The organism is Mesorhizobium sp. LNHC252B00 (genome assembly GCF_000502955.1).
In the GTDB taxonomy this organism is placed as follows: Bacteria; Pseudomonadota; Alphaproteobacteria; order Rhizobiales; family Rhizobiaceae; genus Mesorhizobium.
Genome location: NZ_AYWO01000009.1, coordinates 77,920 through 98,168 on the forward strand (window position 1 = coordinate 77,920; position 20,249 = coordinate 98,168).

Below are 20,249 nucleotides of genomic sequence, written 5' to 3' on the forward strand. Positions count from 1 at the left end.
GTAGCCAGCGACGTCACGCGTTTGACGTCCCCCCCTTACGGGAGCTGGCGCGTGACCGTGCGTTCGAAGAGTTGCCTCGTCGTTGCTATCGCGCTCGCCGTGACCGGCTGCGCCGGCCAGAACACGCATGACCTGCTCAACAGGACCGCTGTCTCGGTGCCCGCTTCCGACATCGCGGCGACGCATGAGATCTTCGTTGCAACGACCCGGCAGAAGGCAATCAAGGATCCGCGACAGGTGTACGACGGCGATCGCTCGCTGACCACCAGCTTTGCCCGTGTCGACGTCACCGTTCCGAAAAGCCATCAGGTCGGCGCCATAGAGCGGGCCAAAGGATCGGCAAATAGCGCTCCGGCCAAGGACTTCACCGCCAGGGACGTAACCTTCTACGAAGGCGCGCCGCAATTCGCCAAGGCGGTCGGCGCAGACATCGCCATGCGCGGAGACCGTGTGCTGGTTTTCGTGCATGGCTTCAACAATGGCTTCGATGACGGCATCTATCGGCTGACGCAGATCGCCCACGACACGAAATATCCAGGTACGCCGGTGCTGTTCTCATGGGCGTCGAGCGGCAAGACCACCGGTTACATCTACGACAAGGAAAGCGCCAACGCGGCGCGCGACGACCTCGAGGCGACGCTCAGGATGCTAGCCAAGACTAAGGTCAAGAGCATCGACATCATCGCGCATTCGATGGGAACCTGGGTGACCATGGAGGCGCTGCGCCAGCTCGCCATCACCGGCGACCGCGATCTCGGCGGCAAGCTCGGCTACGTCATCCTGGCCTCGCCCGACATCGATGTCGATGTGTTCAAGAAGCAGATGATCCGCTACGGCAAACCCGATAAGCCGTTCGCCATTCTGCTCTCCGCGGATGACCGGGCTCTCAAGCTTTCCTCCCTGATCTCGGGCGACAAGCCACGTGTCGGCGACTACGGCAATGCGGCCGACCTTGCCAGCTATGGCGTGTCGGTGGTCGATCTTTCCCAGGCCAAGGGCGGCGACCGGCTCAACCACGCCAAATTCGCCGACAACCCGATGCTGGTGCAACTGCTCGGCGACCGGCTGCGGGCGCCAGCTGGCCTGGCCTCGGACGAACCCGGCCCGACACAGCTCAACAATCTCGGTCAAGGCCTCGGCAAGGCCGTCGGCTCGGTCGCCGAGATCGTCATCACCACGCCGTTCAAGGTGCTGACCATAGCCACCGGCGGGTGAGCGAGCCATCAGCCAGGATTGGTCGAGATTCAGGTCAGGCCGAGCCGAAAATGGTGGTGTCCGAGAACCGGAGCGGAGCGTACTTAAGTACGTGAGCACCGGAAGCGCAGGAAACCGGCGTTTGCAGGCCGGCATCACCTGAATATCGACCAATCCTAGACGAACAGGTCGACCTTCTGGAAAGTCGTCACATCGATCAGGCCGACATCGGAAATCCTGAGCTCGGGAATGACGACCAGCGCCAGCAGCGAGTGCTGCATATAGGCGTTGTTTAGCGAACAGCCCATCTTGCGCATCGCCTCGGTGAGCTTGTCCGCCTTGGCCGCGACGATTTCCGCCCGCTCGTCCGACATCAGCCCGGCGATCGGCATTTCGACCAGCGCCAGTTCCTTGCCCTTGGAGAACAGCACGACGCCGCCGCCGACCTCGCCCAGACGGTTCACGGCCAGCGCCATGTCCTGCTTGTTGGTGCCGACGCAGATAATGTGGTGGGCGTCATGCGCCACGCTGGACGCCATGGCGCAGTCGGCCATGTAACCGAACCCGGAGACGAAGGCGTTGGTAACGCCGCCCGTGCCTCTGTGGCGCTCGACAAGCGCGATCTGGCAGACATCGTTGCGGCGATCCATGGCGACCAGCCCGTCCTCGACCGGCAGATCGGCCTCCAGTGCCCGCGTCGGCGCCTGGTTCTCGATGACGCCGATGACGCGCACCCGCACCTCGTTGGCGCCCTTGGGAGCCACGATGTCGAAGTCGCCGCCCTTCAGCTTCTTGCCGAGCTTGACGGTATTCTTCGCCGTCTTCGGGTAATCATAGGCCGGAATATCGATTTCGAGCTTGCCGCCCTTGGCCAGCCTGACTCCGCGTGAATAGACCTCGTCTATGGTCATTGCGGCGAGATCCGAGACGATCAGCAGATCGGCCAGCCGACCCGGTGCAATCGAGCCGATCTCACGTTCCAGTTTGAAATGCCGGGCGGTGTTGAGCGTCGCCATCTGGATCGCCGTCACCGGCTTCAACCCCTGTTGGATGGCGTGGCGCACCACGCGGTCCATGTGGCCTTCATGAACCAGCGTGCCGGAATGGCTGTCGTCGGTGCACAGGATGAAGTTGCGCGGGTCGATCCCGCTCTCCGTCACCGCCTTGATCTGCGAGGCCACGTCGTACCAGGCCGAACCCAGCCGCAGCATCGCCTTCATGCCCTGGCGAACACGCGCAATGGCATCCTCGGCGCGCGTGCCCTCGTGGTCGTCTTCCGGGCCGCCTGCGACATAGCCATGGAACGGCAGACCGAGATCGCGCGAGGCATAGTGGCCACCGACCGTCTTGCCTGCCTTGACCGTCGCGGCGATCTCGCCCGACATGACCGGATCATTGGCGGCGACGCCGGGAAAATTCATCACCTCGCCAAGTCCGATGATGTTGNATAGTGGCCACCGACCGTCTTGCCTGCCTTGACCGTCGCGGCGATCTCGCCCGACATGACCGGATCATTGGCGGCGACGCCGGGGAAATTCATCACCTCTCCCAGTCCGATGATGTTTTCCCAAGTCATCGCTTCCGCCACATCGGCGACCGTCAGTTCGGCGCCCGCATGTTCCAGCCCCGGCGCCGAAGGCACGCAGGACGGCATCTGCACATGCACGTTGATCGGCATGGCGACGGCCTCGTCATGCATCAGCCGCACGCCTGGCAGCCCCAGTACATTGGCGATCTCGTGCGGATCGATGAACATCGACGTGGTGCCATGCGGAATGACAGCCCGGCAGAACTCGGTCACCGTCACCATGCCACTCTCGACATGCATGTGCGCGTCGCAGAGGCCGGGCACCAGATAACGCCCGCCTGCGTCGACCACCTTGGTGACGCCCTGGCCGATGGCGTGGCTTGCATCAGGCCCGCAAAAGGCGAAGCGCCCGCCGGCAATGGCGATGTCGGTGCCGGCGATGATCTCGCCCGAATGGACGTTCACCCAGCGGCCGTTGCGGATAACGAGATCGGCGGGTTTGCGCCCCATGGCGACATCGACCAGATGCGTCGCCATCTCGGTCCAGGGTTTGGGTTTCGTCGCATGCCCCGACGGCTTCTTTGTCATGAAAGACTCCTGTTTGCCCGACTGTGCCAAGCCGATGTGGTTTTGGCCAGCGCTGAACGGTCTTTGCTCCTGTCGATCAACGGATTACGCCGTCTTCACCACATATTGGTCGCAGTCGGAATGGAATTCCGTTTTGTGGCAAATCAGGTTACCCTTTCCGCAAGGACATTTCTGGATCGCCATTTCGGGGAGTTCGATGCGTCGCCTGATGGTCGCAAGTGCCGTTTTTCTTGTCGCTTCGGCCGTGCCGGCTTTTGCAGCCGACCAGATGGTCGACGTGCCGATGACAGCGCCCGGCTTCGACTGGACGGGCTACTACGCCGGTCTGCAGGGCGGCTATGGCTGGGGCCGATCCGATATATCAACGACGGAAGGCGCGCCGTTTTCCATCACCCCCGATATTGATGGCGGCTTCGTCGGCGGCCATGTCGCCGGCCTGTGGCAGTTCGACCAAGCGGTGCTCGGCGCCGAGGCAGAGCTCAACTATTCGTCGATCGAAGGCACGACGGAATCGGGCCTGGGAAGCCCATTCGGGACCGACATCAAATGGTTCGGGTCGGTCAACGCCAAGGCCGGCTACGCCATGGATCGCCTGCTGGTCTACGGCATTGGCGGCGTCGCCTTTGCCGGCATCGAGACATCGCAAGTCGCGGGTCCGGCGTTCGCCAGCACGCGCACAAATGTCGGTTGGACCGTTGGTGCCGGCGTCGACTACGCACTGACCGACAAGTTCGTCGTCGGCGCGCAGTATCGCTACTATGATTTCGGCTCCGAGCACTACGACGTGGCGGAACCCTTCAACGATCGCGATCAGAACGTGAAGCTCAACACGGTCGGGATCAATTTGAGCTACAAGTTCTGAACCAGCCCACTGTTATCACCAAGCCGCCCGGGCCGTACGTCCGGCCAAGGCCAAAGACACGACTTGACGGCCTGTGTCTGGCGTCTGAAAAGGGCTGGCCTGCGGACGTGGCGGAATTGGTAGACGCAAGGGACTTAAAATCCCTCGATCTCTGATCGTACGGGTTCGATTCCCGTCGTCCGCACCAGATTGAAATATAACAACAATCTGAGTTCTATCGGCTTACTGGATACCCAGATGAAATCCCGCTCGGGTAGCCGTAGGGGTAGCCCCGCTGGAAAAAGTTGGCCTACGCTTACGCTGGCCCGCCCAAATCGATTGCGGCAAAATCGGGTGTCCGACCCATATCAATCTCGATCCGCAGTAGGCGTTCAGCAAGCTTCTGAGTTTGACCTATCGTGTCGAGCTGATGCTGGTGGGGACCAACGACCGCGCCGTGAACTACTTTGCTCCTTATCGAGTAAAAGCTGCTCACGACCTTCGCTAGGTCTTTACGCTCATCATAGGTTGATCCCAATAGCATTGCGGCTCTGGTCTTCAGTCGATGGGAGATTTCGGAGCCGCTTTCCGGCGGAAGCAGGAGTGACTCAAGTGCGACAGAGATATCTATGACCCTTTGGCTGTGATCCCGGCGACTTCGCGCTGATCGCAAACGATGGGCGGCTATTTGACAGCGACGAGCCAAGTCTCCACTCAACGCGAGAAATTTCTCAGCATATGCCACAGCCTCCTTGGTTACCTTGCCCACCGGCGGTTGACCGGCCTGGTCAGCTCCCCAAGCCCGACCGAACACTGCGGCTTCCAATTCGGGATCAGTAAATTCGTGCCAGAAATAGCCGGCGTTCGGGAAGATTTCGCCCGAAGCGGACAATCCAAGGAGCACTTGGTCGATCGATGATCGCATAGGCCTTTCCGCAACCGCGCCAGCGGCCGCGTCCAAGGCTTCCTCGTAGACAGCCACCATCGGGCGATGAAAGTGAAACGTCATGTTTTTGGCTGAAATGTTGTAGTTCTCCGCGAGCGCGCAAACGTTGGGCGAAGGATGTAATTCGGTAAGACGCGTTACGATCACTCCGTTTGAGAACTTGATGGGTTCAGGGCTGTCGGCCCCGACGATCTCGACAACCAGCCGAACGTTCGCCTTGCCGGCGGCGGCTATCGAATGCACCCTCTCCAACCATTCTGCGGTTTGCGCCGGACCACGTTCGGCCAGCACGAATAGACTGACCATCGCCAAGTTGGGCGAAGCGCCACCCGTGACAATCTGCTTGGATCCAAAACCGATCGATTTACCGGCGCCGAAAGCATGGGCGATAGCCTTTTGTATCGCCTGGACCTCTTCTGACAAGCTGAGGCTCCTGGTCCCCGCTTTTACATGCGTTGCATATTCCTCATGCGCCTTAAGGGCATCCAGCAAACTCATGATCCGAAGAACCCCTCACGTTTTGTAGAACGGAACTCTCCGCCCGGTGATGGCAAGCAGGTTGGATAGCAAAATGCAAGGCCCGCCACCGTGAGGCAGCGGGCCGAACAAGTGTCCCAAGGGCAATTGGTTAGTGTCGCCTCTTCGGTGCCTCGTGAAATCCAACAACCATGCTGGTGGCCGTGTCGTTCGGCATTGCTTCCGCGCAGCCCCGAACGATGGCAGCGGCAAGTTGCAGCATGTCAGCCCTGCTTCCGACCAGCCTGGATACAACGAGGTGTTCCTGCCCGCCGTCGAAGATCGAACGCTGCGCAACAAATAATGTCAGCCTCAGATTATCGCCCATGAATTGGAGAGGGGTGGCGCCTGTTATAAAAGTGTCCGGAACAATCGCCGGCTCAACCATCGGGATGGCGTCGGTCATGACGCAGCTCCTTCGAGGGCTTCGAAATAGGCTTTCCTCACCTTCGTCGACATCTTCACCGCCTCGTATGCGACAAAAAGCAGGCGGGTGCCTTCTGGATCGGTGACAACGTAATTGCTCCCTTCGGGCGGAGCCATCGCAAAACAGTTCTCCAACAGATCTGCAAGCACATCGAGCATGTTATCGGCGTCACAGATCAGCGTCTCCAGATCGCGGAACGTGGTCTTTTCCTTGGTGGCATCGCCCAGCATGTGGGCGGTCATGACACGCGCTCCTGATCGAGGAAGGCCAGCGCAGCCTTTAGCGTGTTCTCTGCACTGGAAGCGATGATGCAATCGGACTCAAGCGTGTAGCGGATCGCTTCCGCCACGCCGCGAAGGCTCGTCGCCGGAGGACAGTTATTCCAGAGCCTGTCGTGTGCCGGCCCATAGGTGGACATGACGTGATCGTCCTCGTTTTCCATGGTGATGTCGTCGCTTGGGATAGCAGCGAACTGTGCCATGCCGGTGCGGTAGTCGGCGATCGCTTCGGCGAGAGGATCAGCCTGACCCTTGTTTACGCCGGCATGCGCCCTCGGCGTTGCAGCAAGCGCAGCGGCAGACAGCCCGCCCAACAGGGCCAGGCGGCGGTTAAAGTTGGCAGCAGGCAAAGCTTCGCCCTCCGCTAAAGCGGCGATATTCTTCAACATGGAAATTGCCCCCCTTGGGCTCGCGACCTGATTGCCGCAGGGGCAACGTGGGGTAACTGTTCATAACTTGTCAATGGATTTTCCATAGTTCTAGGCAAAATGCTTGGGATAATGTATATCAGAGGGGCATGACAAAACTGATGACACCGACACAATGCCGCGCAGCACGCGCTCTTATATCTTGGACACAGCAGCAACTCGCCGACACGGCCAGGGTTGGTGTTGCCACCCTCCAGAATTTCGAGACAGGAAGCTCCACGCCACGCCATGCCACCGTTGAGGTGTTGCAGCGTGCCCTCGGCGTTGCCGGCGTCGTTTTCCTTGACGACGGGGAGATGGTTGATGGCGGTGCTGGCGTGAGGCTCGCTAAGCCATGACGCTTCGCGTCGAAGATGCCGGAGATGTCGAGCGGGAATTCCGCGCGGCAATCCTGACAGAACGGCGCAACGCGATCGTGGCTGGTAAGACCTTTGCGGCGGCCTGCATAAGTGGCGATGTGGCGGGCTTCTGTGCGGCGGTCGATCAGATCAATGAAACAGTCGACGGCTGGCGCCACGCTGCCATCGGTGTTTCACGCCTGCACGGTGTCGCTCCAGGCATCCGGGAAGCATTCTTGTCGGTCTGGATTGAATCGAAGATGTTGCCGCTGATGGTTGGCGACAGGAAGGCCATGGCCGGTGCGCTGCGCGTCCTGATGCTTTCCGCTCATCAAGGCGAACCAATTCACCTATATCGCGGCGCCAGCGCCAGGGAACGCCGATCCGCGACCTACGGCTTTTCATGGAGCACAGATCTCGCCACGGCGCGCACCTTTGGCGAACATTGGCAGCGCAGCGTCGGCGGAGGCGTACTGCTTGAAACATTCGCACCAGCAAGGGCCGTTCTGCTCGTTCGGGAGATCGAAGGCTACTATGATGAGGGCGAAGTCGTCGTCGATCCGTATCAGCTTGGTCCTGTCAAGCTCGTCGAGCGTCTGCCGCCCATTCGCTAAATCGTCAAGCGCGCGCCCTTGCCAGGGCGAAAGCTTGTGTTTGTCCTGTCCCGGCGCGATGCTGCTTAAAAAGGGAGGGGTAAAAATATGGGCGTTCTGATCATACTTCTGGGTTTATTGGAGATGCTGGCGGGCTTTGCAACACTTGGTGTGGCCAAGACCGTAATTCACGAGATCCTTTCTGTTTGTGCGTTCGGCTTCGGTTCGGTCACGCTCGCTCTTGGGGTGATAATCAGACAGCTAGGCTACCGAGCGCTGTGACGGCAGGCGTTGAGTTGGCGTCCGACAGTGACGTCACGTCCAGACTCAGCTATATCTTCCGTGCAGCGGAAACCTAATTCGGTCCGCCTGTGGCCGGCGCCAATTCAGGCAATCTCCCTCTCCACGAGTGGCGCCGGCCATCTTCAGCCCCGCTCGAAAGTCGGCCTCGAAGCGCGCCTAGACCGTGCCTCGTCTTGGCCTTGATAGTCAGGCACGAAGGTGAAGAACACCGGCCGGCGATCGCGGCTCGCCGCCTTGCAATCCGCGCAAACGAATAGCCCGACGAGATCCTGATGCATGGAACCGTGATCAGGCCCGAGTCGATCGATCAGCGCCGCAATGTCGAGCCTGGTCGACTTGCAGCACATCGGATGCCCGCAATTGACGTAGACGTTTTCGCGGGCGGCCAAGGTGTCAACAAGGGTCTTGAGAGACATTGGCGATCTCCGTTGAATGGGTCGCCGCAACGGAAGGATTATATTCCTCTACCCAGCGAACCGCCAAGACCGTCTAGGCACGTTTTAGGACTCTTCCCTAAAATCCTGTACCGACGCATGGCGAAGCTTGTGCTCGCCGCGAAGGGTCTTCACGCGCGCCGTGATGCCGGGCTTGACCCATTCTACATCCGGAGTGACCTCCGCCGTGGGTAGCCAACCGGCGGCCCGGCCTTGGCCCTGTGCACACGTTTCCACAGCCGGTCCTTGATTGCGTTGGTCGTGGCGATCACAGCCTTGCCAACATACTTCCCGTCCCGTGCAAACAGCCCCTCGGTCCACTTGCCGGCCTGTCGCTTCACGCCAATCAGATCAAACTCGGCGATGTCCCAGCATTTGATTTTCAACCAGGCCTCGCCCTTGGCGCCGCTGCGGTAGGAGCTTTCCCGTCGCTTCGATACCATACCTTCGAGGCCCATTTTCTCGGCCGCGCCGAAGAACTCTGCACCGCCGCCCTCGACATGCTGACTGTACTGAATGATACCTTGTGCCGGCTTGATCAGGTCCCACAGGATCGCCTTGCGCTCAATCAATGGCCGCTGGCGCAGATCCTCACCGTCCTTGTGCAGGATGTCGAAGGCAACGAAGGCAAGCAGCTCGGCGTTCCAGACCATCCGGGAATGCATGGCATGGAAGTTCGGCCGGCCGTCCGGATCGGGCGCAATCATCTCGCCGTCGAGGATGAAGGATTTCGCCTTGAGCTTCTCGGCAGCGGCGACAATCGGCCAGTAGCGCTTGGACCAATCGATACCGGTGCGGGTGAAGGCCCGAGCACCAGCCCAGTCGAGAATGACCTGGGTGCGAAAGCCGTCATACTTGATCTCGTTGAGCCAGTCGTCGCTGACCGGCGGCGTCTCGACCAGGATCGGCTCCTGCGGCTTGATGAACTTCAGCCGGTCTGCGGCGTTACGCATGCATTCGAGCTCCACCCGCCATTACAAGCTGCGCGGGGCTGATTTGGTTGCATTTTAGCAAAATTGAATGTGAGAAAAATTGATGAAGATCGAAGCCGACGAATGCCGCGCAGCGCTGACACTGATCCGGCGCACAATCGAGGAACACTGCCCGCCCGGCGTGCTGCCGAGCGAAGAGATGGTCAACGGGCTCTATGGTCCGGAACTGATCCATGAGGCGGAAGCCATTGCCGCCGCCATCGTCGCAACAATCGACCAGATGCAATTGCGCGTGATGATGAAACCGCCTTCCCCCAGTGTTAAATCGTAGGCCCCACAGCACAGGGAAGCTCGCCAGCGCGCGTTCTTGCCGGCCGCCGTCCTACACCGCCGAAGCGCCTCGCGTGTCCAAGCGCCCGCGTGATCGACCTCTCTGCAAAAACAGCTCGGCCGTGATTTCGTCTCTGTCCCCACTATGCCTGGCGATCAGATCCAGCGCTTCCTGGCGGCCCAAGTTGCCGAGCTTCATGAGGTACGGAACCTCAAACGTTCTCTTTTTGAGGCGCCATTCTGGCACGCGGGGTGTTGCTGCTTTTCGTACTGTTGTTCCATCTTGACGCATCATTCGACTGCTCCTTCCGATACGGTGGTGCAGTCGCAAATTCCGTGCCTCGTCCCGCGTTTGCCTAGCAGGCGCGCTCTGGCTTGGGAGAACGTGGCAGGCAAGCGACATCGGGAGGTACCGCTGGTGAGCTTTCGCTAATAGCTGGTGCGATGACGCCATATCGCGGGGATTCACAGCCTCCGGGTTTCAATGTATGTTGCTCGGCATGGAAGCGACATTCGATGATATCGCCACCGCCCTCAGAGAGCCCCGCCAGGACGTATGGCGCCCCGTCCGCGCCATCGCCCTCGATATGGCCGGCAAGCTGTTCCTAGGCCTCGCTCAGGGCTAGGCGTCGGGCTTGGGATAGCGATCGCCGGCTAAGAGCCTCTCGCCTTAAGTTTGGCCTTGGCTTCTTTCCGCTGCTTGGCGATGTTCATTTTATGGCCACGGTCCTTGTTGCAGCCTAGGCACGCGGCAGCGAGGTTAGATCGCTTGTTCGTTCCGCGGTGCATCTTGGGTGTTTTGTGCTCCAATGTGGCTACCCTTTTCCCGTTCGTTCTGAACGGTTTTCCGCAGTAGCAACATTTCCCGCCTTGGAGCTCCACCAGTTCGCTGCGAACCTTCGCTGCATTTTTCATGGGGGTTGGGTTCCTCCTCTTTTCGGAAAAAGAAACACAACTTAGATCTCACGGTCAAGCCTTGCATTAGCAGCCGCTTGACGAAGCCGCCGGCTGCGGCGCATTCTCTCTTTGGGAGAGAGGGCAATGGGCGATCCTGGTCCGTGGGGGAAAATACAGCCCCGTAAGCATCGAATTCCGTTTGGCTGGATGCTCGTCGCTGCCTTCGGTGGCGTCGCGGCCGGCAACTATTTCTGGTGGAACTCATCCAATCTGATGAACGTAGTAAGCGCATTCGGCTCGACCATCGGCTGCGACATCAAGGGCAATATCTCGATCAACTCCGGCCAGCGCATCTACCATATGCCGGGTCAGGAATTTTACTCACGAACTATTATCCGGCCAGAGTTCGGCGAGCGCTGGTTTTGCTCGGAAGCCGAGGCGCAAGCCGCCGGTTGGCGTCGAGCGAAGTGGTAGCTTTAACTACTTATTCGTCAGTCCCGATTAGCATCCGCTCATGGAAACTCTTTTCGACGATTTAGCCCAAGCTCTGAAGGCACCCCTAAAGACGAGCTCTCGGCCGCTCGTAGGTCTCGCGATCATCGCCATCATTGGGGTATGCATTGGTCTCGGCCCCGCGCTCAACAATGCCGCAGCGCACCGTCCTCAGCCGATCAAGGTTCGATATCGCCCGGACCCAATCGCCGACATGTATCCTCGAGAGATCTGAGCGCCGGGCCATCACGGCTCCTGAATCTGATCGCACCGCCGACTTCAAGAGCGCGGGTAGGCCGCAGTCGGCACCGTGAACCCGCCGTCCGACGCATACCGAGCGACACCCTTGGTGATCCGAACCTCGTCGATCCAGCCATTCCAGCCGACAAGCCCACTCTGCGCTTCACCGATTTTGAATGGGTCAGATGTGTTGTTCGATGTCCCGGTGGCACCCGTTTTTGACGCCTGCATCACGCCATCAACATATATCCGCATCTTATCCGAGGCGTCGCGTTCGAAGCAGACGTGATGCCAGGTGTTCGCGGCGATGACGGCGGAGGCTGTGATTAGGTGCGCCGGAGTTCCCGATGCAGCCGTTGAGAACTCCGCTACAATAGAGGCCCCGCTGCGATAGAAGCGCCAACCCTGGTTGATCGTATTGGCGTAATGGCTGACAATGGTCGAAGTCGAGGAGGCGATGGTTGGCGTACGTATCCACGCCTCGACCGTGAATTGCCCGCTGAACTGCCAATCCGCACTATCTGGTGCCGTGATGCGATCGCCAGACCCGTCGAATAGACCCGAAGCGCTGCCAAACTTGAATTGTGCCGTATCAACCTGGGCATTGCCGACAGTCGTGAGGGTGCGAGAATAGCTGCTCTCGTCGGTAAACGATGTCGAGGCATCAGCGCCTTCAAAGCCACACAGCAGCAGGACGCTCGCAAAGTTCGGATCGGAACCTCCCCCGCCGCCACCGCCAAAGCTATTGCCAAAAAACTGTCCGGTCGAAAGCAGCATTAGATAGCCGTCCCCTTGAGCGTGGCCGCGATATTGGCGATCGAAGACTCCGCAGGTGAATTGGCCGGGGCATAGAACTCAAGCCGATGGCCTGAAGAGACTGTCTTGGCCGTGCCACTGGATGTCGTGAAGGTGAAAGCGCCACCCGTCGAAATCGAGACGGTCCCGATCGAGGCGCCATTGTCTTGGACATCGACTGCAAAGGTTGCCGCAGGATTGGTGCCGACATGGCCGACAGATCCGGCGAAGTTCGCAGCCAAGGCGACGTCGCGCACGACGATCAGCTTGCCGATCAATTGCCCGGCCGTCGGCGTACCGCCAAAACTCAATGGCAGATCGTACGGGAGGTCAGACCAGGCCGGGTCTGCCGCCCCAAGTGTTTTGAGAAATTGCCCGCTAGAGCCGGGGGCAAGCTGTCGCCAGCTCGGCGGAGAATCGCCGTCGTAATAGAGGATCATTCCAGCGGTCGCGCCCGTAAAGGCATCTATCGAGATGACTGTCCCTGAGCCGGAGATCGTGACATCGCCATAGTCGCCGTCCGCCAGAGCGCCGCCGCTAGTCGCCACCGATGCACCGTATAGACCCGGAGACGAGCCATTGGTGTAGCCGATGAAGAATGACCCAGGGGCAACCGTCTTTGTCAGCGCCGTCTCGGGCGATGCTCCATCCGTGCTTTTCAAGGTCACCGAATAGGTGGCGTCCGAATTGTGGAAGACGAATGGCCGCTTGACTGCTGGCAGGATCAGGGTCCGAGCCGCTGCGAGCGCGGCACTGGGCTTGAACGTATAGGCCGTACGATATTGGGTTGATGTTAGAGTGACATTGCCTGCCGAGAAGTCGATGGCAAGTTGATCAGACAGCGCATTGCCCAACGCGGCATCGCCGTCATTGCTGGTTTGCCACTGGCCATCGGTCTGGCCATCGGCGATGGCCGGGAGGTTCAGGTCATGCGCCATTGCCGGCCGCTCCCTTCAAAAGTTTTCCGGCAAGGCCGATCGATAGCTTGCAAATCTCGTCGTCGGTAAATCCGAGCTGCTTACAGCGAGACATAAAAGTCAGAAATTCCATGGTGGCTGGGAAGAACCGGCTGGGCTTCCGGCAACCGTCATCGTACATGCTCGCGTCGTTGAAGATGCTGTGATCCATGGCTCAGGTCCTCGATGATTTTTCCAGATCGCGTTGCAGTTCGACCGCTTGCTGATACGACTGCGCGAACAGAGTCCGGTCTGTCTCAGATGGCGGATTGGCCGGATTGCAGCCGAGCGGGGTATCTGGCAGCGGCGACATTTCCCAGGGACGTAGACCCAATGCCTGATGCAGCGCGCGGAAATCGCGTGCGCGGTAGGCATCGATTGCCGCTTCTGTCATCTTGAACGCTCGGGATTTGTCTTTGCGACGCTTAACAGGCATCCTTATGGGCTCCCAAATTGGTCGAGCGCCCATGATGTTTCGCGCGTGTCTTTTGGCGTCCATGTGGCCAGAAAGGCATGCCCCAGCCGCTTCCATGCCGCCGGAGCAGCGGCTTTAACTTCAGCGTCCGAGAAGAGCCCAAACAGCTCCAGATCATGGAAGAAATCGAACTCGCATTCGAACGCGGTCGACCATGCGGCAATCTCTGCCGACGAGTCGGTTCTGCGTTTCGCAAGGCGTCTCTTGACTGGCATCAGGCGCCCCTTCTGTTGGAACGCAAGGCAGGAGGCCGTGCGCGGCTGGGTGGCGCGTCAACATCGAGGTCTAGTTCTCGCACCAGGCGCGCAAAGCCTGTCCTGGCATCTTTCTCGATGCCCACTGCTGGGTGAGCACGGACGTTTTTGCGGTCGTCTGTGGTCGTGATCCCTTCCTTGTCGATCACGGCTCGGGCCTGCTGCGAACGGTCCCACGCTTCGGCCGCGAGCTGTAGAAGGCGAAGGTGATGTGGCTCCAGTTCGTAGTCCGTGACAACACCACGCCACCAGGTCTTGGCCTGGTCGGACAGGTGTTCAGGTGGGTTTGGTCCGCGTCTTTTCATGGCTCAATCATTGGTGTGGGAGAACGGGGGCACCGCTCGGCAATGTTGTGGGATGGGCAGCGGTATGCGGTTGAAAGCATCTGAGGTCTGAAATACCCCCCCCCCCGGTTATGGTCACTCCCAGGTCAAGCGTGTGTGGCGGCTCCATCGCTTCTTGATTGCCCTGATTGTCGTTGATGGCGGTGCGGCCGGTGAACATCTCACTGCACCTTCAGGGATGGCGCGGATGGGTCGCTGGCCCAGCGGATGATCTCGGCCAACGTGTCAGCCTTCCACTCTGCCAGGACGGCCTTGCGCAATGTGAGGAAGTCGGCCACCTCGTCTTCAGTGGGGACGCCATGGTCGGAGAGGAACAGTTCGTCGCGCTCTAGTTGCACTACAATACAGCGATCGATCGCAGCGGCGATTTGCTCCGGCGTCGGGCCGTCGATGTCGATGTCGAACTCGGTCATGCTGCTCGGTCCTTTCGTCCTGCCTTCACCGCAAGCTGCCAGCACAGGCCGCTTTCGCCTGGCCGTGATCCGGTCGATTCGACCTTTGCGCACCACATCGACCCGCCATGAGTCACGAAGCTGCCAACCGGATAACGGGTGTCTTTCGTCCAAACGCCGGCATAGCGAATGCCGCCTCCCTGAACTTGGGCCAGCGTCTTTTCCACCCGTTCGAGCCGGGCATGGATGTCGATCTCTTCTGCTTGGCCTTCGACCTTTTCGAATTCTTCGATCCGGCCTTTGTCGTCGTGTTTGAGAATTTTCGTTACGCTCCGTTTCAATGGCTCGGCATTGACACGCTCGGAGCTAGGCGGCTTGGTTTCCAGCGCCTGAAGCCGGGCTTCCAGAGCCGCGCATCTGTGGGAGAGCCAAGTAAACGTTGCTTCGCCTTGCGCCGAGATGGTTGCCACCAGGTCCATGTGCGCACGCTGGTCAGGGTGGCAACCGACATCCTTCAAGGTTAGGTTTTTCTTGTATATCGCATGGTCAATGAAGCCCTGGAGGGCATCGGCGAAAACGCGGTGATTTTCAGGAGTTCTGACCATGGCGGGATAGGTCGGCTCTGGCGTGGGTTCGATCTCCCAAGCCCGGCGCTGCACTGGTATTGGCGCTGATGCAGCAGTCGTCGCCGCCTTTTGCTTAGGCTCCGCCAGCTCACCGAGTTCGATGTCGAAGCGTTCTTTATTCAGCTTATCGACGTGGCCGCGAAGCACCTTTGTCTCTGCCTTAAGACGAGCTTGAAGGTCGGTGTTCTGGTCGAGCGCGTGCTTTGCGGTGTCGGCAGCAAATATCTCCTGCTTCTCGGCAATGTGTTTGCCAAGGCGTTGGATCTCACCGTCGATCCGCTGTAGGTCGATCGCCTTCTGGTCGAATATGACGGGGCGCTTCGGCATCGAGTTCAGCCCTGCCTAACGTAATGGCCCATGTCGCGGGTGATGTAGCCCGCTGGGCTCTTCCTGCCGGCATAAGACAAAGGCTGGGATTTGGCGGGGACGGTCGGCACGCGGCGCCAGAACTTTTCCGACAAAGGACCTATCGGCCTAAGGCCACGGGTGAGGTCGAACTTTGCCTCGAAGATCTGGCCGGCATACTTGCAGCGTTCGTTTTCGCGGTAGCTGATCAGTCGGTTCCACTGGTCGATCATGATGATATCTCACTCTCTTTTTTCGTCATGCTGCCCTATCGAGCGCCTTGCGGAGGTGGTCGAGCCGTTCCAGCAACAGCGGCGTGAAGCCCGGCAGGCGGTCGATGCGGTTAAGATCAATGCCGGCGAGCAATGCCTTGCGCTTGAACTCTGGACCGAGTTTCAGCAGTTGCTCCAGATCAGCGATGGTTTGGCTGACAGCTTGGCGATATGCTTTCAATTGAGGTGAAACAGCCGGGCCGATGGTCGCCTGGAACGCCTGCATCGCATCGTCGCGAAGCGTCTTGGCAGCCTCCTCGGCTTCGAACAGCGGGGCCAATCCGGCGCCGATCTCTTCCACCTCCGCCTGAGTGATGGTGATAGGTTCGCCCAGCCTTTGCGCAGCCAATTGCTGGCCTGCCTCGACATGACGATGCTGTTCCGCCTGCCTGGCGACCGTGGCCTGCTGGAGTGCCACATTTGCTTCTGCGATCGCCGCCGGTCTTTCGGGGATCACAAGATCAAACGCGGCTGTGGTCGATGGTTTCGTTAGGCGGGCAAGCATGCGGCGCTCCGTGGTTTCTGTCACAGTGAAATCTACGCGCCGGCATCCGGCTTGACCCGTCACGCATGACTAAAATCTTTCCGCTTGATGGCAGCCATCATCTCCCGCTCCCGCAGAACGGGCTCAGCAGATGAGCGAACGATGGAGACAAGCTCCTGCGTAACGATCAGAGCCAGCGCCCCCTCGCATATGTTTCGGCTGGCGAGCTTGGCGCTTTCGATGTCCGGGTACTTGGCCAGGATCGCAGCAGCCACGAGGTCCGGATTGAGGCTGAGACCAAAAACCGATTCTTTGGCCTTCTCTCGCGAACGCCTGCGATCTTGTGCAGCGCGCCACAGCGAGCGCTGCCGGTTCGCTTCATCGTCAGAAAGATGTTGGATTGAACGTGCGGCGCTACGCGGCATCGAGCTGGCCCCCGATCTCATCGAGCAGTCGACGCGCTCGACCGAAGTTTGGATCGTTGTTGTTCAGCGTGGCACGCTCGCCAACAAGTCCGTCCAGCCATTCGAGCCAGTAGCGCAGCCTTGAACTGTCGGCGCCGTTCTTCATCGAGCGCTCGGCCATCGCCAGCATGGCGCCGACGCTTACCGTATGCACCGCGTTCCTTGCCCCTTTTTCGAAGGGCGCTTGCGTCGATGACGCCGTTTCTACGGGATATCTTAAAATCGGTTCCCGGGATCTATTATAGGTTTCACCTAATATATTTACCTCAGGAAGTACTTGATCCTGTTCACTATTCTCAAAATCGCCGCTACCTATCGAGGCAATTTCGGTAACGGCGCCGCTACCTGTTGGCGTGTCGTGGGTAACGATATCGCTACCTATGGCGTCATCATTGGTAGCGGGACCGCTACCTATACCGCCCTTCAGATAGATCGCATCGAACTCGGTATAGACGATCGAATAGACCCTAAGCCGACGGTTTAGCGGGTGCTGTTTGGCAGTGATGTAGCCCCGGCCGGCGAGCACGCTCAGCGACCGCGACAAGGCTTTGAGATGGCAACCGACGAGGGTTGCCAGGCGGGGATGGCTGGCATAGCAGCCGACACCATTGGCGCCGAAACGGTCGTGAGCGGCAAGCGCGATCAACACCCGGAAATCTTCGCGGTTGAGTGTCTTGTCGCCGATCGCACGCGTCGGCACAGGCGAGTAGGTTTGCTTGGGAGCGGCGGCCATTATGAGCGGCCTCCCGGCTTCACCTTCAACGCGCGGCGGTGGACAAGCTTGTGATGCTTGCGGCACAGCCAATCCACATCGGCAGGCTTCCGATAGTTGGCATGGTGCCCGTCCGTTTTCGGTTCGCCGCAGATCCGGCACGGCTCCCGCTTCACCAAGCCCCGGCGAATGGCGGCATCGAGGGCGGAATGGCACCAGACAGCCCATTGGTTGGCGGCCTTCCACCTTCCCTGCGGCGTGTCTTGTGCTTGCCGTTTAAGGGCAGGTTTGCTATGTTCCGAAGCGTAGGTTGATGACGTTTCGAAGCCGGTGAGCGTGGTTGCACACGCCGCCGGCTTTTCGCTTTTCTGATCCATCAGCCAGCCCTCGCCTTGATGAGGTCGGCTTCACGGATGGCCTGGATTGCCTCCAAAGCGGTCAAACCGAACCGCTCTTTCGTTTCGACAATTGCGGGACGGGGGCGGCTCTGCTTCGGCGTGGTGGCGAGCCATAGAGCAGCCTCGCCAATCAATGCAGTGTTCTCGTGATCGATGCCGCTGGTCATTTTATGCGGCCCTCCGTACGGACACGTATTTCGAGGCCAGGAAGGCGCAGAGATCAGGCCGGCTGTAGCGCACCGCCTTTGCTGACAACCGCATGAAGTTCGGGCCGCTGCCGCGATGGCGAGCCTTTTTTACCGAAAGAACGGAAATGCCGAAGATCGCGGCCAGGTCGTCGGAATCGAATACCGCCGGCAATTCATCGTCGGTGGCGAGGCGTTGATATAGGGCTAGGCCGGAAAGTCCTTGGGAAGTCCAGTAAGCAATACGGGCAGAGAATGCCCTTGCTGCCGTGTTGTCCATTTTGCGTCACCTTTCGTGTTGAAGAGGTGACCACGCAATTTGCACACGACGACCTGACACGCCACAATATAGAAGTCCGCGAAAGTCAGAGGTTTCGCGGAGTAAACGAGCTATTTCAGCGACTGATATTCCTCAATGCCCGCCTCTCGAAGGGTCAGGCAGGTCTCTTTGTTAAGCGCGAAAAATGAGGGGTCGGCCTTTTGCCGTTTCCTTGCGCGTTGGAGTGCCTCGTCGCACAGGGTCTTACCCACGCCGAACTTGTCTTTCGCAGCCGCGACCACGGCGTCGTACTTCTCGCCGTAGAAATCGTGATTGCGCTCCATGAACTCCTGAAGGGCGCGATTCTTTTTTCGTTTCGGTCGCTCGCCTTTCAGCCGCTTTATGATCAGCTTCTCCGTTCCCGTTCGACGGCAGAGAACGTCAGGGTCTATCAGATCGGCAAGTTCATCAAGGAAGCGCTGGTCAAGGTTCCCCCGCCGGAGGATGCCTGCGATCTTTCGAAGCGAATCCTCGCCTTCAAAGCGGAGGCCCATTATAACGCCGACGTCCTTAAACAATTGCGTCTCGTCCATCAGCGGATTTCCTTCACTTCCGCTGATGGCCTTTGCAGAACGTTCATCGCGTCGGCGGCTCGTTGCGCACCGCGTCGACCCAGGCTCTCAGCGCGCGCGACATAGCGGCCTGTCATAGCCAGCGTTTTCCAGCCGAATGCCTCCCGCAGTTCGTGCGCCTCGGCGCCGGACAGCGCGGCCCAGGTGGCGGCTGTGTGGCGCAGCGCGTGAGGCGTGATGACCTTGATCTCTGCCGCCTCGCAAACGCCGGTCAGGACTTCGCGGAGGCGCTTGTAGGAAACCGGCTGCGTTCCCTTCCGCCCTGAAAAGACATAGCCGATGCGGTGCGCTTGCTGATCGATGACGGTTGCTGCATCGGTCGCGAGCGCCCTGGCAGATGCCCCTGTCTTGGTGTCCGGCAGTCGAACAACGAGGCGCGGCAAATCAACCATGTCCCACGTCATCAACCGACCTTCCGAGACGCGCCAGCCCGAAACGGTAAGAAACCGGATTAGATCGGCATGGGGACCGGATACGCCGGCAAGGGCCTTGACGAACTTGGGAAGGTCCATTTCGTCCAGCCATTCTTCGCGCGGCGTCTCCTTGTTCTTCCGAACGCCAATGCAAGGATTGTCCTTGCGCCATCCAAGTTCCATGGCGCGGCCCATCATGACCGACATAACCGCCAGCGATCGATTTGCGTCGGTCGGATTGCTGTGCTTCTTGGCATGGAATGAGCGCACCATTTCGGCGGTGATGTCGGCGACGCGCCTTCCCTTGAACGTCGGCAAGAGGTTGCGGCGGACGCGCCCCCTATAATCCTTCCGCGTCTCCGGCTTCTTTTTCTCGATATGCGTTGCCTCAAAATCTTTTAGGAGATCTTCGAAAAGCGGTTGCGCCTTCTTCGCTGCCCGAGCCGCTGCCGGGTCGTCGCCCCGATCGATCGCCTGGAGCATGCTCTGAGCCTCGGCGCGCGCCTTCTCGGCCGGATAGGTCGCGTGGTCGCCAATGATGATCTTGCGTCGCTTTCGGGTGCCGTCACGGCCTGGCAACTCCTGGAACACAAGGAAGGTCTTCGAAGGTTTGCCGTCGGCCTTGCGGCGGAGCCTGAGAGCGAAGCCGGCAAGCTTGCTGTCTCGAATAATCAGCTCGTCGCGGTCGCGCGGCAACGTGGCGCTTGCGACGTAATTGTCAGAAAGTGTGGGCATTGCGGTCCCTCGCCGTGGGTAGCCGTGCGGGTAGCCGCAAGGTGTCTACCAATCGGACCGTATCGGAACAAAGAGGGACTGTAAACCCTCGGTCTTTCCTTAATCCACAAGGCTTTCAGCGTCTTTGGATACCCATGCGTAGACCGCTAGAAAGAGACTTAAAATCCCTCGATCTCTGATCGTACGGGTTCGATTCCCGTCGT

At 59.6% G+C, this 20,249-nt stretch carries 30 protein-coding genes, 1 tRNA gene and 1 pseudogene; 8 read left to right on the forward strand and 24 right to left on the reverse strand.

Annotated features, from left to right (window positions below):
- Positions 1-51: 51 nt before the first annotated feature.
- Positions 52-1,215 (forward strand): alpha/beta hydrolase, encoded by a 1,164-nt coding sequence (locus X744_RS156120; protein ID WP_023759426.1) that lies wholly within the window; start codon positions 52-54, stop codon positions 1,213-1,215.
- Between the two features lie 155 nt (positions 1,216-1,370).
- Here X744_RS156120 and X744_RS0136865 read toward each other — a convergent pair.
- Together X744_RS0136865 and X744_RS1000000176000 are read right to left on the reverse strand one after the other, a co-directional pair.
- Positions 1,371-2,639 (reverse strand): annotated as a pseudogene (locus X744_RS0136865) (adenine deaminase C-terminal domain-containing protein); the annotation flags it as partial.
- On the reverse strand, positions 2,615-3,310 hold the full coding sequence (locus X744_RS1000000176000; RefSeq protein WP_031260235.1) for an amidohydrolase family protein: 696 nt from the start codon (positions 3,308-3,310) through the stop codon (positions 2,615-2,617). The pseudogene X744_RS0136865 and the gene X744_RS1000000176000, both read right to left, overlap by 25 nt.
- 196 nt (positions 3,311-3,506) lie before the next feature.
- Between X744_RS1000000176000 and X744_RS156115 the strand changes: the two genes are divergently transcribed.
- The gene (locus X744_RS156115) at positions 3,507-4,172 is read left to right on the forward strand and encodes an outer membrane protein (protein WP_023759427.1); all 666 of its coding nucleotides are present in this window, start codon (positions 3,507-3,509) and stop codon (positions 4,170-4,172) included.
- A gap of 101 nt (positions 4,173-4,273) precedes the next feature.
- Positions 4,274-4,359: transfer RNA gene (locus X744_RS156110), tRNA-Leu, on the forward strand.
- Between the two features lie 108 nt (positions 4,360-4,467).
- Here X744_RS156110 and X744_RS156105 read toward each other — a convergent pair.
- The 4 genes from X744_RS156105 to X744_RS156090 form a co-directional block, all read right to left on the reverse strand.
- Entirely contained in the window at positions 4,468-5,595 is a 1,128-nt protein-coding gene (locus X744_RS156105) for a HEPN domain-containing protein (RefSeq protein WP_023759428.1), read from the reverse strand.
- A 130-nt stretch (positions 5,596-5,725) separates the two neighbouring features.
- Positions 5,726-6,019, reverse strand: coding sequence for a hypothetical protein (locus X744_RS156100; RefSeq protein WP_023759429.1), 294 nt, complete (start codon positions 6,017-6,019; stop codon positions 5,726-5,728).
- On the reverse strand, positions 6,016-6,282 hold the full coding sequence (locus X744_RS156095) for a hypothetical protein (RefSeq protein ID WP_023759430.1): 267 nt from the start codon (positions 6,280-6,282) through the stop codon (positions 6,016-6,018). Before X744_RS156095 ends, X744_RS156100 begins: the two co-directional genes overlap by 4 nt.
- Positions 6,279-6,707 carry a hypothetical protein gene (locus X744_RS156090; RefSeq protein WP_023759431.1) on the reverse strand — a complete coding sequence of 143 codons (429 nt, stop codon included), beginning with the start codon at positions 6,705-6,707 and terminating at the stop codon, positions 6,279-6,281. The genes X744_RS156095 and X744_RS156090 overlap by 4 nt, the downstream gene beginning before the upstream one ends.
- Before the next feature lie 140 nt (positions 6,708-6,847).
- Here X744_RS156090 and X744_RS156085 point away from each other — a divergent pair, with 140 nt between their 5' ends.
- From X744_RS156085 to X744_RS1000000173695, 3 genes are all read left to right on the forward strand, one after another.
- On the forward strand, positions 6,848-7,084 hold the full coding sequence (locus X744_RS156085; RefSeq protein ID WP_023759432.1) for a helix-turn-helix transcriptional regulator: 237 nt from the start codon (positions 6,848-6,850) through the stop codon (positions 7,082-7,084).
- On the forward strand, positions 7,081-7,698 hold the full coding sequence (locus tag X744_RS156080; protein ID WP_023759433.1) for a hypothetical protein: 618 nt from the start codon (positions 7,081-7,083) through the stop codon (positions 7,696-7,698). The genes X744_RS156085 and X744_RS156080 overlap by 4 nt, the downstream gene beginning before the upstream one ends.
- Before the next feature lie 87 nt (positions 7,699-7,785).
- The gene (locus X744_RS1000000173695) at positions 7,786-7,959 is read left to right on the forward strand and encodes a hypothetical protein (RefSeq protein ID WP_023759434.1); all 174 of its coding nucleotides are present in this window, start codon (positions 7,786-7,788) and stop codon (positions 7,957-7,959) included.
- Between the two features lie 143 nt (positions 7,960-8,102).
- On the opposite strand, the gene X744_RS156075 is transcribed toward X744_RS1000000173695, so the two are convergent.
- Positions 8,103-8,396 carry a hypothetical protein gene (locus X744_RS156075; protein WP_023759435.1) on the reverse strand — a complete coding sequence of 98 codons (294 nt, stop codon included), beginning with the start codon at positions 8,394-8,396 and terminating at the stop codon, positions 8,103-8,105.
- A gap of 182 nt (positions 8,397-8,578) precedes the next feature.
- Positions 8,579-9,367, reverse strand: a complete 789-nt coding sequence (locus X744_RS01000000169670; protein WP_050589528.1) for an RNA ligase family protein — start codon at positions 9,365-9,367, stop codon at positions 8,579-8,581.
- A gap of 82 nt (positions 9,368-9,449) precedes the next feature.
- Here X744_RS01000000169670 and X744_RS156070 point away from each other — a divergent pair, with 82 nt between their 5' ends.
- Both X744_RS156070 and X744_RS1000000170990 read left to right on the forward strand, forming a co-directional pair.
- On the forward strand, positions 9,450-9,677 hold the full coding sequence (locus X744_RS156070) for a hypothetical protein (RefSeq protein ID WP_032907475.1): 228 nt from the start codon (positions 9,450-9,452) through the stop codon (positions 9,675-9,677).
- A gap of 1,040 nt (positions 9,678-10,717) precedes the next feature.
- Positions 10,718-11,047 (forward strand): hypothetical protein, encoded by a 330-nt coding sequence (locus tag X744_RS1000000170990; protein ID WP_023759439.1) that lies wholly within the window; start codon positions 10,718-10,720, stop codon positions 11,045-11,047.
- A gap of 297 nt (positions 11,048-11,344) precedes the next feature.
- Here X744_RS1000000170990 and X744_RS156060 read toward each other — a convergent pair whose 3' ends face one another.
- The 16 genes from X744_RS156060 to X744_RS156005 form a co-directional block, all read right to left on the reverse strand.
- Positions 11,345-12,082 carry a LamG domain-containing protein gene (locus X744_RS156060; protein ID WP_023759441.1) on the reverse strand — a complete coding sequence of 246 codons (738 nt, stop codon included), beginning with the start codon at positions 12,080-12,082 and terminating at the stop codon, positions 11,345-11,347.
- Positions 12,082-13,038 (reverse strand): hypothetical protein, encoded by a 957-nt coding sequence (locus X744_RS156055; protein ID WP_023759442.1) that lies wholly within the window; start codon positions 13,036-13,038, stop codon positions 12,082-12,084. Before X744_RS156055 ends, X744_RS156060 begins: the two co-directional genes overlap by 1 nt.
- Positions 13,028-13,228 (reverse strand): hypothetical protein, encoded by a 201-nt coding sequence (locus X744_RS156050; RefSeq protein ID WP_023759443.1) that lies wholly within the window; start codon positions 13,226-13,228, stop codon positions 13,028-13,030. The genes X744_RS156055 and X744_RS156050 overlap by 11 nt, the downstream gene beginning before the upstream one ends.
- A gap of 3 nt (positions 13,229-13,231) precedes the next feature.
- Positions 13,232-13,492 (reverse strand): hypothetical protein, encoded by a 261-nt coding sequence (locus X744_RS156045; RefSeq protein WP_023759444.1) that lies wholly within the window; start codon positions 13,490-13,492, stop codon positions 13,232-13,234.
- 253 nt (positions 13,493-13,745) lie between these two features.
- Entirely contained in the window at positions 13,746-14,090 is a 345-nt protein-coding gene (locus tag X744_RS1000000172030) for a P27 family phage terminase small subunit (protein WP_023759446.1), read from the reverse strand.
- A 200-nt stretch (positions 14,091-14,290) separates the two neighbouring features.
- Positions 14,291-14,542, reverse strand: coding sequence for a hypothetical protein (locus tag X744_RS156035; protein WP_023759447.1), 252 nt, complete (start codon positions 14,540-14,542; stop codon positions 14,291-14,293).
- Positions 14,539-15,474 (reverse strand): hypothetical protein, encoded by a 936-nt coding sequence (locus X744_RS1000000170995; protein ID WP_023759448.1) that lies wholly within the window; start codon positions 15,472-15,474, stop codon positions 14,539-14,541. Before X744_RS1000000170995 ends, X744_RS156035 begins: the two co-directional genes overlap by 4 nt.
- A gap of 5 nt (positions 15,475-15,479) precedes the next feature.
- A complete protein-coding gene (locus X744_RS156030; RefSeq protein ID WP_023759449.1) occupies positions 15,480-15,725 on the reverse strand; it encodes a hypothetical protein in 246 nt (81 codons plus the stop codon).
- A 25-nt stretch (positions 15,726-15,750) separates the two neighbouring features.
- Entirely contained in the window at positions 15,751-16,269 is a 519-nt protein-coding gene (locus X744_RS156025; RefSeq protein ID WP_023759450.1) for a hypothetical protein, read from the reverse strand.
- Positions 16,270-16,328: 59 nt separating this feature from the next.
- Entirely contained in the window at positions 16,329-16,673 is a 345-nt protein-coding gene (locus X744_RS156020; RefSeq protein WP_023759451.1) for a hypothetical protein, read from the reverse strand.
- Entirely contained in the window at positions 16,663-17,445 is a 783-nt protein-coding gene (locus tag X744_RS156015) for a helix-turn-helix domain-containing protein (protein WP_023759452.1), read from the reverse strand. The genes X744_RS156020 and X744_RS156015 overlap by 11 nt, the downstream gene beginning before the upstream one ends.
- On the reverse strand, positions 17,445-17,801 hold the full coding sequence (locus X744_RS1000000174475; protein WP_032907480.1) for a hypothetical protein: 357 nt from the start codon (positions 17,799-17,801) through the stop codon (positions 17,445-17,447). The genes X744_RS156015 and X744_RS1000000174475 overlap by 1 nt, the downstream gene beginning before the upstream one ends.
- Positions 17,801-17,989: a hypothetical protein gene (locus X744_RS16735; protein WP_023759454.1), complete on the reverse strand. Its 189-nt coding sequence runs from the start codon at positions 17,987-17,989 to the stop codon at positions 17,801-17,803. Before X744_RS16735 ends, X744_RS1000000174475 begins: the two co-directional genes overlap by 1 nt.
- Position 17,990: 1 nt before the next feature.
- Positions 17,991-18,287, reverse strand: coding sequence for a hypothetical protein (locus tag X744_RS0136900; protein WP_031260242.1), 297 nt, complete (start codon positions 18,285-18,287; stop codon positions 17,991-17,993).
- A gap of 110 nt (positions 18,288-18,397) precedes the next feature.
- Positions 18,398-18,859: a hypothetical protein gene (locus X744_RS156010; protein ID WP_023759456.1), complete on the reverse strand. Its 462-nt coding sequence runs from the start codon at positions 18,857-18,859 to the stop codon at positions 18,398-18,400.
- Positions 18,859-20,046, reverse strand: coding sequence for a site-specific integrase (locus X744_RS156005; protein WP_031260244.1), 1,188 nt, complete (start codon positions 20,044-20,046; stop codon positions 18,859-18,861). Before X744_RS156005 ends, X744_RS156010 begins: the two co-directional genes overlap by 1 nt.
- Between the last annotated feature and the right edge of the window lie 203 nt (positions 20,047-20,249).